Origin of the sequence: Acidisoma sp. S159 (genome assembly GCF_009766125.1) — a bacterium.
Lineage (GTDB): Bacteria > Pseudomonadota > Alphaproteobacteria > Acetobacterales > Acetobacteraceae > Acidisoma.
In genome coordinates this window covers 1-13,248 of sequence record NZ_LMUG01000067.1, presented here as the reverse complement: position 1 = coordinate 13,248, position 13,248 = coordinate 1, and the positions used below count along the sequence as shown (strand labels likewise).

Genomic DNA, 13,248 nt, shown 5'->3' with positions numbered 1-13,248 from the left:
ATCTTCAAAATAACACTGCCCTTGCATCGGCAGCCCTCCCAACCGTCCCACGAAAATGCAGGAAGAGATTCTCCGGATCTTGATTCATTTATATTTGCAGGCCCAATGGACTTCCTCCCGGCTCCGCAATAGGCCGTAAGCCAGAATAGTGCGGCTAGCATTAGCCGATTGTAGCCGATCTCGGTGAACGCGATCCAATGCTCGTGATCATGATCAGACCTTTCGCAATTAGTTACAACTCAATCCATTTGGTCAATGCGTGGGTGGCTAAGTCGTGCTTGCTCAGACGCGCTTGCCAGCATAGGCCAGTCGGCCCGCTTCAGCCGAAGCTTCAGAGACAGAGTCGACGATGATGCGTGCAAAGCTGATATTAATCGGATTTTGCAATCTTCTGTTTCGACCCGCAGATGGAGTCAAATGTGTCACAGATAACTCGCAGTTTTAGTGCGTCGGATCTACAATGGTATGCTGATCAGCAGACATCAAATCACCCGCCTTTCCCGATTCGCCATACTGCTTCAGTCGAATCCCTGGGCCCAATCCCACGCGCCAGCTTCGCAATCGTCCAGCTCGGTCAAACCAGGCCCTCTGTCGAGGAACCGCAACCTGTAGCGCTAACGCTTGTGAACCGGCGACCGCCAACACGATTCAATCCCGAGCAAAGCAACTATCAGATTGGCTACGGAAGCATGCCCGAGCTGACTCGACCCAACTTCGCGCATTACATGCAGACTTCCCCTGATACACCGGACACCAACACGACGGGCTGGCTCGTCGCAAAAATCTGAGCCTATGAAAGACAAGCGCCTCGGCGGATGGAGCTAGCTATCCGTCGGACTCAACACATACCGTCGCACAGCATCCGCCCATCCCGCCTCGTCATTCGTGCCCGTCACGAACCTCGCCGCCGCCTTCACGCTATCAGGTGCATTGCCCATCGCGATGGAGACGCCGGCGATCTTGAGCATGGAGATATCGACCGGCATGTCGCCCAGGCAAGCCATCGCCTCGGGCGGCACGCCGACGATCTTCGCCAAGGCCAAAGCTGCGTGGCCCTTGTTTGCGTCGGGATGCGTCACGTCCACGTAATAGGGCGAGGAGCGGTTGACCGAGGCCACGCCCGCCAGCCGCGCCTGGAGATCGCTCTCCACCGCCGCGACGGCATCGAAGTTCTTCGATGAGGCCATGATCTTATTGGCGTGGTCCAGATGCTCGCCGAAATCCTCCACCACCACGAAGGTATTCCGCGTCACCTCCGCCTCATGCGCGACGTAAGGCCCATTGGCGCTTTTCACGTACCAGCCATTGCCGGCGAAAACCCAGGCATCGAGCCCGGCGCTCTCCATATCCTTGACCGCCTGGCGCGCCGCGTCGCCCGGAATGACCAGCTCTTCCAGCATCGCGTCATCGGCGCCCACAATCGCGCCGCCGTTGAAGCCGGCGCGTGGCGTGTCGATGCCGAGGGGCGCGAGATACATGTCCATCCCGCGCGGCGGCCGGCTGCTGACTAGGCAGAAGAGGATCCCCGCCTCGCGCAGTTGCCGGGCGGCGGCGATCGTCTCCGGATGGAGGGTCTTGTCATGACGCACCAGCGTGCCGTCGATGTCGCTCACCACCAGCCGGATCGCACTCCGCCGCTCAGCACCGCTCATGAACCATCCCCTATCTGCCGCCGCCAGAGACGATCCGCCGCCTTCTTGGTCAAGCCGTGTTTCTACGCGCCAATACGCCGCAGCGGCTTGCCCGCCATCAAATTCGCTTCGATCGCCTCTAGCGAAACGCCCTTGGTCTCCGGCACGAGGAAAAATGTCATTACGATGAAAGCTGCATTCAGCGCCGCGTAGAGCCAGAAGGTAGCGCCCGTGCCCAGACCGTTGAGCAGCGAGAGGAAGGTCAGCCCGACCACGAAATTCGCCGCCCAGTTCATGAAGGTGGAGGCCGAAACGCCGAAGTCCCGTCCACGCGTGGGCTGCACCTCCGAGCACAGGATCCAGATCAGCGGCCCCGCAGACATCGCGAAGCCAGCGATGAAGATGAGCAGCGTGGCCACCGCGATCAGCCGCATGGTGAGGTCATGCGTGCCGATATTGAGCAGGATCCCGAGAGCACCCAGGCCCACCGCCATCACCGCAAAGCCAATCAGCAGCACTGGCCGCCGTCCCAAACGATCGACAACGCCGATCGCGATAAACGTCGCCAGAACATTGACCAAGCCGACGATCGCCGTGCCCCACAACGAGGCGTGCAGGCCAAAGCCGGCCTCCTCGAAAATGCGGGGCGCGTAATACATCACGACGTTGATGCCGGTGAATTGCTGAACCGCCTGGAGCAGTAGGCCGAAGCCGACCGAGCGGCGGAAATTGGAGTTGGCGCGAAACAGCTCCCAGCCGACTTGCGGGCGCCCCAGCTGCTCCTCGATCTCGCGCACTTCCTCGTCGACCTCGTGCCGGCTCTCGCGCAGAGTGAGCAATACCACCAGCGCCTCGGGCTTGCGTCCCCGCATCATGAGCCACCGCGGACTGTTCGGCAGCAGGAACACCCCGGCCAGAAACATGCCGCCTGGAACCGCGACAATTCCAAGCATCCAGCGCCAGTGGCCGCCATAGGCGAACAGAGTGTCCGAGATAAAGGCCGCGAGAATGCCAATGGTAAGCATCAGCTGATAGGTCGCGATCATCGAGCCGCGTTTCTTGGGCGGCGCGATCTCCGCGATATAGAGCGGCGCTGTGAAACTCGCCGTCCCGATGGCAAGGCCAAGAAGGATCCGCGCGATGATCAAGGTCAAGACCGACCAGGCGAAGGCGCAGAGCAATGATCCAATAACGAAGAGTAGTGCGGAAAGAATAAGCGAGACTTTGCGGCCAAGTCGGTAGGACAGAACGCCTGCCCCCAAAGCCCCGATCGCGGCGCCGATCATCATGCTGCTGACGATCCACTCTTTCGCCTGATCAGAAGCGTGGAAGGTATCGCCGATGAATCTGAGCGCGCCTGAAATGACCCCGATATCAAGGCCAAACATGAGACCGGCCAGCGCCGCCATTCCCGCGGTGAAGGCGGCTTTATTGCGTGCGGCGGTGCCGCTCGGTTGTGAAGAGGCGGCGACGCTCATTTTTGTTAATCCCTACTGCTTCAGGCCATTCCAGCGGAACGTCAAATATTTGGTCAAATTACCGAATTACCTTCGACCTGGGCAGGGCCGCCTACATCATCGCCCCGCGCATGGCAGGATTGCCCTGGGAGATGGGCTGTGCGATGGCGTCCAGTTGCACGCGGGTTTGCGGCAGCGCCTCGGGGTAGTTTTCGCGAATGAAAGCGACGAGCTTCTCCCGCACCTCGCAGCGCAGGTCCCAACATTGCGGCGCCGTCCGGGCGCTCACCAGCGCTCGCAACTCCACCACCCGTTCGCGCGCGTCGCTCATCTGAAGGTTGATGACTTTGCCGTCGCAAAGCTTGCTCTCGGCGGCAATCTCCGAGAGCTTGGTGCGCACCGCTTCCACCGGCACGCTGTAGTCCAGATAGAGATAGACGGAGCCGATAAGCGAGGCGGATTCGCGGGTCCAGTTTTGGAACGGCTTTTCCAGGAAATAGGCGATCGGCAGAATCATCCGACGCCAATCCCATAGTCGCACCACAACATAAGTACTGGTGATTTCCTCGACCCAGCCCCATTCACCCTCCACGATCACCGCGTCCTCCAACCGGATCGGCTGGGTGATCGCGATCTGCACACCGGCGATAAGGTTGGTCAGCAGTGGCCGGGCCGCCAGGCCGAGAACAAGGCTCGCGGCGCCGGCGGAGGCGAAAAGACTCAGCCCGTATTGCCGCACCTGGTCGAACGTCATTAGTGCGACCGCGACAGTGACAACGCCAATGAGGATATCGCCGGCCCGCTTGAGGATGCGGATCTGGGTGAGGTGTTTCCGCGCCCGCAGATTGTCGTCCACATCCGTGCGGAAGTGGTGGAGGTAGAGTGTCGCCGCGATTTCCAGGCTGCGCATCGAGCTCCAGCCAACGAGCAAGATAAAGGCGACCAGCAGGCCATGGGCGATGGCGAGAGTCGTCGGCAGCGTGAAATTGGTGGAGGGAAGCGCCGCGCCGACCAGGAAGACGACGTAGGCGAGGCGGCTCGGTCCGATCGTGTTCTCGATCAGCGCTTCCCAGAAGCTGCGAACCTTCCTCGGCGGCGAGAGGTGTTTGAACACTTCCAGGCTGGCGCCATGCAGCAGCAAGGCAAGCCCCGCCGCGACAAGGAGTATCACGGTGCTCCAGACCGCAGGGGGCAGCCAGCTCGGGCCAGCGGCGACGATGGTCTGGATTCTGGTTTCGAGATGCTGGGGATGCATGGTGCCGGTCCTCCCGCGCTTCTCTTTAGCTGCCCGCGCCAGCGGCGGCGGCGGACGTCGTCTCTTCTATTCGCGAAAGCAGCTCAGGGTCGCGCCAGTTATGGCGGAGCATGGCGGCACCCTCCGCGACTTGGCGCCAGCTTTCCTGAGCCAGGCGCTTGCGGCTAGGCCGATGCGCTGCGTCGAAGGGCGGATGGAACAGGATGGTGACACGAAGGCCGCGATGCCGCCCGATGCGCGCGAAATGGGAGGCGAGCTCCATATCCCCAAACCAGGCGAACAAGGCCCGCTGCTCCCGCCGGACCGGCAGATAGTCGAGTTCGTCATAGACGATCGAGACGGGCTGGATGATGTGCGGCTGGTCGGTCTCGGCGATCGCCAGGAAGGCAGAGCGAAAGGGCATGACGCGGGCGCCGTCCGAGGTCGTGCCTTCCGGAAACAGCACGAGGCTATCGCCGGCCGCGATGCGGTTGCGGATCTCCAGGTTCTCCCGCCGCGCGCCCGTCATGCGGCGGCTGACATAGATCGTGCGCCCCAGCCGCGCGACCACCGAAACGCCCGGCCACTGCCCTACTTCATTCTTGGCGATGAAGGAGGCCTGGAGCTTGGCGCCCAGCGCCGGGATATCGAGCCAGGAGGAATGGTTCGAGACGAAGACAACAGGCTCCGGTCCGGTCGCGGGCGTGCCGATAACCCGCACGCGCAAACTGAGCAGCACGCAGACGCCCGACCAATAGATTGTCGTGAACCAGGCCTTTCCTCGGCCCGGCAACACCAGAAACAGCGCTTGAACCGGCACGCAGATCGCCGTCCAGAGCAGGAAAGCGCCTGTTCGCATCAGCACACGCCCGAGGCCGGTTAGAGCCTTCGGGCCAGGCCATGGGCCATCCAAGGGCAGCGGCCTCGGCCAAGGCTTCGCGCCGCGCCAAGCCTTCATCGGCGCGGTGAGGGAGCTGAGCAGCTATCGCCCGGCAAGCCGTGCCTCGATCCGGTCCCAAATCGGCTTTTCAAGCTGAACGCCGTCGAAGCGGGCAACTTCCTGCAAGCCGGTCGGTGAGGTCACGTTGATCTCGGTGAGGTAGTCGCCGATCACGTCGATGCCGGTGAACAGCAGCCCATGCTCGCGGAGATAGGGTCCGATACGCTCGCAGATCTCGCGATCCCGCGCCGTCATGACGCTGCCCTCGGCACGGCCACCCGCATGCATATTGGCGCGCGCATCGCCTGCGGCCGGCACGCGGTTGATCGCACCCATCGGCTCGCCATCGACCAGGATGATGCGCTTGTCCCCAGCCCGCACCGCGGGCTCGTAGCGCTGCAGCATGAGCGGCTCGGTCGAGCGCGCGAAATGGGTGTCGACCAGCGCACTGAAATTCTCGTCGTCTTCCTTGAGGCGGAAGACGCCGGTGCCGCCATTGCCGAACAGCGGCTTGATGATGATGTCGCGATATTCCGCCCGGAAGGCGATCATCGCGGCGCGATCCCAGGTGACGAGGGTGGGCGGCATAAGCTCCGGGAAGCTCGTCACCAGCAATTTCTCGGGTGCGTTGCGCACTGAGGCCGGGTCGTTCACGACCAGCGTCCTGGGGTGGATATGCTCCAGCAGGTGAGTGGCGCTGATATAGCTCATGTCGAAGGGCGGGTCCTGCCGCATCAGGATCACGTCCATGGTGCCGAGATCGATCCGCTCGAACGCCCCGGCGGTGACGTGGTTGCCCTTCTCACGCCGCAAGGTCACCGGCCGCCCCCGCGCCGAGACGGTGCGGCTGCCCGACAGCGAAAGGTGCCGGACCTCGTAGTGCCATAGCTGGTGGCCGCGTGCCTGGGCCTCCAGCATCAGCACGAAGGTCGAGTCCGCGTCGATATTGATGCTTTCGATCGGATCCATCTGGACCGCGACCCGCAAGGCCTCAGGCATTGACGCTGCACCCCATCATGAGGCGGCAGAATAGGCGGCGGGCGACGAAGCGGCTAGGGCGAGACCGCGTCCACCGTCCCCGCGGGCAGTTCCCTGGGTTTCGAGGGCCGCCCGAGCCGCCCAATCATCCACGAGCGGAAAAGACTGATCGCCGGATCCGCAAGATCCTCGGGATGCAGTGCGAGGTAGTAGCCATAGCCATCCTCGGTCACCGCATCATAGGGCGCGACCAGCCGTCCACTGGCCAGTTCGGCGGCGAACATCTCGACATCCGCCAGAACGATACCCTGGCCGCCCATTGCATATTGCGCCGCGAGCGTGACCGTTTCGAAGGCGATGCCGCCGCCAACATCCAGCGCCAGCCCCGTCTGCCGCGCGAAACGCGCCCAGGGCGCGCCCGTCGGCTCGCCCTGAAGCTTGACGTGGAGCAACTCGTTCTCCGCCAGGAACTCGCCGAGCGCACGACCCGCGAAACGTGCCGCGACCGAAGGCGCGCAAACCGGCGTTACCCGCACCAGCCACAACAGGTCCCGCACCGTGTCCCCGGCCTGCGGACGATCATAGACCACCGCGACATCCACCTCCGTCGCGGGCAGCCCGGCCGCCAAGGCGCTGGACAGGTCAATCACCACATCGGGGAAGTCGCGGCGAAATTCAGCCAAAATAGGTAGTGCGACCTGATGGAGGAACGACGGCGCCATATGAACGCGCAGCCGGCGCTGCCGCCCATCCCGCCGAACGATATCGTTCAGCACCTGCTCCAACCGATCGAAGGACTTGCCGATCGCGGGAAGCAGCGCTGCCCCGGCTTCCGTCAACGCCAGCCCGTGCGGCCGGCGCGAAAGCAAAGGTTGGCCGAGCAGATCCTCCAACATCGCGACATGACGACTAAGTGCGCTCTGCGAAACATGCATGGATTGCGCGGCGCCGGTGAAGCTCAAATGGCGCCCGACCATCTCGAAAGCGCGCAACGCGTTCAGCGGCAGCCAGCGCCGATCGATGCGTCCCGATCGCCCGCTCATCTCCCGCGTTCCTCCGGCCGGATTGCCTCGATAAGCACCACCTGCCCGGCAACTAGGCAAGATCGTAAGTTGTAACGCCAAAAGATCCGGATTGGCGGGTCCGCGGGATTTGACAAAGCTAGATTTTCCGTCCGTCATTCATGCCGTGGAGTGTATGCCTGTGGCTCGCCCAATGGCCGGGGACACCGGCGGCCACTTTAGAGGATCGGCCCCTTCCTGCCACGCGGCCACAATAAAAGAGGATATGATGTCCCAGCGCGATAGCCTGATCTCCGCCATTCGGCGCAACCTGTCGGAAGTCGACAACGACCTGATGGACAACGCCCTGGCCGGGCGGGTCGATCGCCGCGGGTTTCTCATTCACGGCACGCGCCTCGGCCTGTCCCTGCCGCTGCTCGGAACGCTTGCGGGCGCCATGGGCATGGCCGGCAGCCGCGGTGCGCGAGCGGATGGAACCTCGGGCGGCACTTTGCGCGTCGCCATGACGATGCCGGCCGGCGCGATCGATCCCGTTACAATCGCCGACGATGGCGGGTTGATGGTTGCGATGCAAAGCGCCGAATACCTCTGCGCCCTCAATCCCGACTTCACCCTCCGTCCGGTTCTGGCAACGAGCTGGTCTCCCAACACGGACGGCTCGGTCTGGACCTTCAAGCTGCGCTCGGGCGTGAAGTTCACCAATGGCGAACCGATGAACGCGGATGCGGTGATCGCGAGCGTGGAGCGGCTGGCCAATCCTAAGAACGCCTCCAACGCGCTATCCGCCTTCAAGGGCGTGCTCTCGGTCGGCGCATCGCACAAGGTTGACGATCTGACCGTCGAATTCCATCTCGACGCGCCCAGCGGAAACTTCCCTTATATTCTCTCCTCCGACAACTATAACTGCTACATCCTGCCGGCGAATTACACGGGCGGGTTCGAGCAGAGCTTCATCGGCACCGGGCCGTTCAAGCTCGAAAAATACATCCCGAAGGTCGGCTGCTCCTACACCCGAAACGACAGCTATTGGGGGCCGAAGGCGCTTCCCGACCGGCTCGAATTCACCTTCTACTCCGACATGCAGCCTCAGGTTCTGGCGTTGCAGGGCGGCCAGGTCGATATGCTGGCGCAGATGCCCGTCGCCGCCGGCCGCGCGATCCTCAACAATCCTGATTTCAAGATCGTCAGCTGCAAGTCGAGCGCGCATCAGCAGGTGCATATGCGTTGCGACCAGGGCTCGTTCCGCGACAAGCGCGTGCGTCAGGCGCTCGCGCTCTCGATCAACCGCAAGGCGCTCGTGCGCGGGTTGTTCCAGGGCCATGCGGATGTCGGCAATGACAGTCCCTTCTGCCCCGCTTTCCCATCGACCGACACCTCGATTCCGCAGCGCGACCAGGATTTGAAGAAAGCGCGCGAGCTGCTAGGCGCCGCCGGAGTGTCCAACGGCTTCTCTGTCACGCTGACCACCGAACAGTTCCTCGAAATTCCCGATTACGCCGTGCTCATCCAGAGCTTCGCGAAGAAGATCGGCATCGACATCAAGCTGCATGTCGAGGATCAGGGCGCCTATTACGGCAAGGCGGTCTTCGGTCAATCCGACTGGCTCGACAGCCCGCTCGGCATAACCGATTACGGCAATCGTGGTGTGCCGAATGTGTTCCTTGGTGCGCCGCTGGTAACCGGCGGTCCGTGGAACGCGGCGCATTTCAACAGCAAGACCTATGACGGCCTCGTTGTCGATTATGTGAAGGCGCTGGATCTCAGCGGGCAGCGCGCCGTTTCCGGCAAGATCGAGAGCCTGCTGCTCGACGAGACGCCGATCATCTTCGGCTATTTCTACAACTATCTCTATGCAACCTCGAAGAACGTCTCGGGCCTGCCTGCCGTGGCGGACCGTCCGTTCCTCGATCGTGTGAGCATCGCGAAAACCTGACCATAGGGGAGACCGCAGGCAGGATGAGATTCGCACAGGCCCTCGCCTACCGTCTATTGCTCGCGGTCATTACCCTTGTGCTGCTCAGCATCATCGTTTTCGCGGGCTGCCAGGTGCTGCCCGGCGATGTGGGCCGCGCCATTCTGGGACCGCTCGCCGATGCGCGGGCGGTCGCCGTTTTGAACCACCAGCTCGGCGTCGATCAGCCGCTTCTCCTCCAGTATTGGCATTGGGTCAGCGGCATGGTGCAGGGCAATATGGGCATGTCCTATACCTACCGCGCGCCGGTCGGCCCGTTCATCGGCCATGCGCTGGTCAATTCGCTGAAACTAGCCGGCGTGGCCTTCGTCTTTGTCGTGCCGCTCGGCATCCTCGGCGGTGTCGTGGCGGCGTTGCGGCTCGGCACCTGGATTGACCGCGCCATCGTGCTGTCCGGATTGTCGGCGACCGTAGTGCCCGAATTCGTGTCGGGCATTGTGCTCATCATGGTGTTCAGCATCTGGCTGCACGTCTTCCCGCTTACAGCAACGGCGCCGAACAGCGCCGGAGGACTCACCCAACTCTATTACCTGCTGATGCCGGCAATCCCGCTCTTCATGATCATCTTCGGCTATATCGCTCGCATGGCGCGCGCCGGCATGGTCGAAGCCCTCGCCTCCGACTATACGCGCACCGCCGTACTCAAGGGGCTTACCTATCGCCAAGTGATCTGGCGGCACGTGTTACGCAATGCGCTGTTGCCTACCATCACCGTTGTCGCTGTGCAGAGCGGCTATCTGATCGGCGGACTCGTCGTGGTCGAGACGCTCTTCAACTACCACGGCATTGGCGGCCTGATCTTCGCGGCGGCGAAGGCGAAGGATTTCCCGATGCTCGCCGCCGGCATCCTGGTCATCGGTCTAACCTACATCGTCGCGAACCTAGTCGCCGACATGCTGTATTCCGCGCTCAATCCGCGCATTTCCTTCGGACGACGCGAATGAGCACGGCCCTCACGCCGGACGTCGAGGCCGCGCCCGTTCCGCCGAACGCACCCTCGCTCGACACGCCCAGCGTCATCCGCCGCCAACGCCTCGGACTGCTGCTGCGCTCGCCGTCTTTCGTTATTGGCGCAGTCATCCTTATCTTCTGGATCGTCATGGCGATCGCCGGACCGTTCATCGCGCCTTACGGCTCGAACGACACCGACCTGCTCAATACCCTCACACCACCCTCCGGCGATCATTGGTTCGGCACCGACCAATATGGCCGCGACGTGCTCTCCCGCGTCATCGTCGGCTCGCGTGACATCCTGATTGTGGCCCCGCTCGCGACGCTGCTCGGCACCATAGTCGGAACATTCCTGGGCCTGCTCACCGGCTATGCGCGCGGCCTGACCGATGATGTCGTGAGCCGAATCATGGAAGCGTTTCTCGCGCTGCCACTGCTCATCATCGCGATGCTGGTGATCACCGCGCTCGGCATCTCGAATACCACGGTCATCATCGTCATCGGCCTGTCCTTCGGTCTCGTCATCGCTCGCACAGTACGCGCCGCCGTGTTGAGCGAACGCGACCTCGATTACGTGGCCGCCGCCAATCTGCGCGGCGAAAATCCGCTCTACATCATGACCGTCGAAATCTTGCCGAACGTCCTGCCGCCCATCCTCGTGGAAGCGACCGTTCGCCTTGGCTACGCCATCTTTACCGTCGCCTCGCTGAGTTTCCTCGGCCTGGGCATTCAGCCGCCTTCATCGGATTGGGGTCTCGCCATCTCGCAGAATTACGGGCTGATCGGTGGCGGCTATTGGTGGACGGTGCTGTTCGACGCCCTCGCCATCGGCTCGCTTGTTGTCGGCGTCAATCTGGCCGCTGAAGGGATCCATGGGGTGGTCGATGCCTGACGCCACAACCCTCGGCACCTCCGCAGCGGCCGCTGATGCGCTGGACGTGCAGGATCTCGACATCGCCTATCGGGTGCGTGGCCGGGACAGGCAAGTCATCCGCGGCGTCTCCTTCCGCATCGGCCGCGGCGAAACCTTCGGCCTCGTCGGCGAATCCGGCTGCGGCAAATCGACCGTCGCCCTCGCGGTCACCCGCTATCTGCCGAGCAACGGCCGCGTGCGCGCCGGTGCCATCCGCATCGCGGGCGAGGATGCGCTGGCGATGGATGCCGTCGCACTCAGGCGCCTCCGCACGCGCAGTATCTCGATGGTCTACCAGGACCCCGGCCGGGCGCTGAACCCCTCCTTACGCATCGGCCGCCAGCTCGCCGAGGTCTTCGAGGTGGCGGGCGTGCCCGCCGCCGAACGCTTGGACCGTGCCGAGGCGATGCTCAAACGCGTTCGCATTGTCGATGCCGGGCGTGTCATGCACCGCTACCCGCACGAACTTTCGGGCGGCATGCTGCAGCGCGTGGTGATCGCCATGGCGCTCGCCGTCGATCCCACGTTGCTCATTCTCGACGAGCCGACGACGGCGCTGGACGCCACGGTCGAGGCGGAGGTGCTCGACCTCATCCAGCAACTCCGCCAGGAATTCGGCAGCTCCGTGCTGTTCATCGGCCACAACCTGGCGGTCATCAGCCGCATGTGCGCCCGCGTCGGAGTGCTTTACGCCGGAACGCTGGTCGAGGAAGGACCCACGCGGCAAGTCTTCGCGGCGCCACGGCACCCTTACACTGTGGGACTGCTGCGCTGCCTGCCGCAAGCCGGCCTCTCCAAACATGAGACGCGGCTCGATACCATTCCGGGATTCCTGCCGACATCCCTTGCGGGTCTCAAAGGCTGTGTCTTCGCCGACCGCTGCGGCCTCGCCCGCGACCTATGCAGGCAGGAGGAGCCGCCGCTCATCGCCCTCCCCGGCGGCCGTTTCAGCCGCTGCCACTTCCACGAAGAGGCGCCGGCGCTGCCGCGGGCGACCCCGCCCTCGCCGCCGAAAAGCACCGCCAGCCGCGCCGCCCTGCGCCCCGTACTGAGGGCCGCCGAGGTGAGCAAGACCTTCGGCAGCGCGCTCACCCCGATCCGTGCTTTGCATGACATTTCGCTGGAGCTTTGGCCGGGCGAGACGCTCGGTCTGGTCGGCGAATCCGGCAGCGGAAAAACCACTCTCGCCAAGCTGTTGCTCGGCCTCTCCGCGCCCGATCTCAACGGTGTCATCGAACTCGACGGCAACAAGCTCGCCGCCGCCGCCGTGAAGCGCCAGCCCGCCGAACTCGAAGCGCTGCAGATCATCTTCCAGAACCCAGACGCGGCGCTCAACCGCAGCCAGACCATCCGCCGCATCATGTCTCGCCCGATGCGCAAGCTCGGCCGCTATCGTGGCGCCGCGCTGGCGACGAAATTGACCGCGCTGATGGGCCATATCCGTCTCGCCGAGCGCTATCTGCCGATGCGGCCCCGCCAGCTTTCGGGCGGCCTCAAGCAGCGCGTCGCCATCGGCCGCGCCTTCGCGGGCGACCCGAGAGTCGTCGTCTGCGACGAGCCGACTTCCGCGCTCGACGTTTCGGTCCAGGCGGCGATCCTCAACCTGCTCGCCGATCTCCAGGCCGAGCAGGGGGTGAGCTACCTCTTCGTCTCCCACGACCTGCGTGTCGTGCGCTACATCTCCGACCGCATCGCCGTGCTGTATCTCGGGCGCCTGATGGAGATCGGCCCGGCCGAGCGGGTCTTCGGCGGACCGCACCACCCCTATACCGAAAGCCTGCTCGCCGCCGCCGCGCAGACCGACAGCGAGGGCACCCGGCGCCTCCATGGTGAGATCCCGAGCGCGATGAACCCGCCCTCCGGCTGCGTCTTCCACACCCGGTGCCCCCGCAAGATCGGCGCCATCTGCGAGACTCAGGAACCAGCCCTCATCCAGCGCGAAGGCGACCACGGCATCCGCTGCCACCTGGAGCTGGACCAGATGGGACGCGTGGCGAAGGCCGAGCTGGAGCAGCTGTAAAGCGACCCCTCGTCCACACAAATCTCTTTAGCTGCCTACGCTAGGAGCGTAGTCTAGGGTCAGGACCCATTAATTGCTTGCTTCGGCTCGGCGCATTGTGATTCTGGAGATGGCGGGAGGATACCGTCAT

Annotated in this window: 10 protein-coding genes; 4 read left to right on the top strand and 6 right to left on the bottom strand. The window is 63.5% G+C overall.

The window, feature by feature from the left end; all coding sequences use genetic code 11:
• Window positions 1-821: 821 nt before the first annotated feature.
• The 6 genes from GSQ92_RS22765 to GSQ92_RS22740 all read right to left on the bottom strand — a co-directional run bounded on the left by GSQ92_RS22765 (window position 822) and on the right by GSQ92_RS22740 (window position 7,283).
• Window positions 822-1,652, bottom strand: coding sequence for an HAD family hydrolase (locus tag GSQ92_RS22765; RefSeq protein WP_158805957.1), 831 nt, complete (start codon window positions 1,650-1,652; stop codon window positions 822-824).
• 62 nt (window positions 1,653-1,714) lie between these two features.
• Window positions 1,715-3,109 carry a sugar porter family MFS transporter gene (locus GSQ92_RS22760; protein WP_158805956.1) on the bottom strand — a complete coding sequence of 465 codons (1,395 nt, stop codon included), beginning with the start codon at window positions 3,107-3,109 and terminating at the stop codon, window positions 1,715-1,717.
• 91 nt (window positions 3,110-3,200) lie between these two features.
• A complete protein-coding gene (locus GSQ92_RS22755) occupies window positions 3,201-4,343 on the bottom strand; it encodes a mechanosensitive ion channel family protein (protein ID WP_159014096.1) in 1,143 nt (380 codons plus the stop codon).
• Window positions 4,344-4,368: 25 nt separating this feature from the next.
• Window positions 4,369-5,181, bottom strand: a complete 813-nt coding sequence (locus tag GSQ92_RS22750) for a 1-acyl-sn-glycerol-3-phosphate acyltransferase (protein ID WP_158805954.1) — start codon at window positions 5,179-5,181, stop codon at window positions 4,369-4,371.
• Between the two features lie 123 nt (window positions 5,182-5,304).
• Window positions 5,305-6,261, bottom strand: coding sequence for a glutathione synthase (gene gshB, locus GSQ92_RS22745; protein ID WP_158805953.1), 957 nt, complete (start codon window positions 6,259-6,261; stop codon window positions 5,305-5,307).
• A gap of 53 nt (window positions 6,262-6,314) precedes the next feature.
• The gene (locus GSQ92_RS22740) at window positions 6,315-7,283 is read right to left on the bottom strand and encodes a LysR substrate-binding domain-containing protein (RefSeq protein ID WP_158805952.1); all 969 of its coding nucleotides are present in this window, start codon (window positions 7,281-7,283) and stop codon (window positions 6,315-6,317) included.
• Window positions 7,284-7,530: 247 nt separating this feature from the next.
• Here GSQ92_RS22740 and GSQ92_RS22735 point away from each other — a divergent pair, with 247 nt between their 5' ends.
• The 4 genes from GSQ92_RS22735 to GSQ92_RS22720 are packed head-to-tail and all read left to right on the top strand — an operon-like array spanning window position 7,531 to window position 13,118.
• A complete protein-coding gene (locus GSQ92_RS22735; RefSeq protein WP_159014095.1) occupies window positions 7,531-9,195 on the top strand; it encodes an ABC transporter substrate-binding protein in 1,665 nt (554 codons plus the stop codon).
• Window positions 9,196-9,218: 23 nt separating this feature from the next.
• Window positions 9,219-10,178, top strand: coding sequence for an ABC transporter permease (locus GSQ92_RS22730; protein WP_158805951.1), 960 nt, complete (start codon window positions 9,219-9,221; stop codon window positions 10,176-10,178).
• Window positions 10,175-11,077, top strand: a complete 903-nt coding sequence (locus GSQ92_RS22725) for an ABC transporter permease (RefSeq protein ID WP_159014094.1) — start codon at window positions 10,175-10,177, stop codon at window positions 11,075-11,077. Before GSQ92_RS22730 ends, GSQ92_RS22725 begins: the two co-directional genes overlap by 4 nt.
• The gene (locus GSQ92_RS22720) at window positions 11,070-13,118 is read left to right on the top strand and encodes an ABC transporter ATP-binding protein (protein ID WP_158805949.1); all 2,049 of its coding nucleotides are present in this window, start codon (window positions 11,070-11,072) and stop codon (window positions 13,116-13,118) included. Before GSQ92_RS22725 ends, GSQ92_RS22720 begins: the two co-directional genes overlap by 8 nt.
• Window positions 13,119-13,248 lie beyond the last annotated feature (130 nt).

Bases quoted from the DNA above. Each gene is read 5' to 3' on its own strand.
- GSQ92_RS22765 (WP_158805957.1), bottom strand. From the start codon at position 1,652: ATGAGCGGTGCTGAGCGGCGGAGTGCGATCCGGCTGGTGGTGAGCGAC.
- GSQ92_RS22760 (WP_158805956.1), bottom strand. From the start codon at position 3,109: ATGAGCGTCGCCGCCTCTTCACAACCGAGCGGCACCGCCGCACGCAAT.
- GSQ92_RS22755 (WP_159014096.1), bottom strand. From the start codon at position 4,343: ATGCATCCCCAGCATCTCGAAACCAGAATCCAGACCATCGTCGCCGCT.
- GSQ92_RS22750 (WP_158805954.1), bottom strand. From the start codon at position 5,181: ATGCGAACAGGCGCTTTCCTGCTCTGGACGGCGATCTGCGTGCCGGTT.
- gshB (WP_158805953.1), bottom strand. From the start codon at position 6,261: ATGCCTGAGGCCTTGCGGGTCGCGGTCCAGATGGATCCGATCGAAAGC.
- GSQ92_RS22740 (WP_158805952.1), bottom strand. From the start codon at position 7,283: ATGAGCGGGCGATCGGGACGCATCGATCGGCGCTGGCTGCCGCTGAAC.
- GSQ92_RS22735 (WP_159014095.1), top strand. From the start codon at position 7,531: ATGTCCCAGCGCGATAGCCTGATCTCCGCCATTCGGCGCAACCTGTCG.
- GSQ92_RS22730 (WP_158805951.1), top strand. From the start codon at position 9,219: ATGAGATTCGCACAGGCCCTCGCCTACCGTCTATTGCTCGCGGTCATT.
- GSQ92_RS22725 (WP_159014094.1), top strand. From the start codon at position 10,175: ATGAGCACGGCCCTCACGCCGGACGTCGAGGCCGCGCCCGTTCCGCCG.
- GSQ92_RS22720 (WP_158805949.1), top strand. From the start codon at position 11,070: ATGCCTGACGCCACAACCCTCGGCACCTCCGCAGCGGCCGCTGATGCG.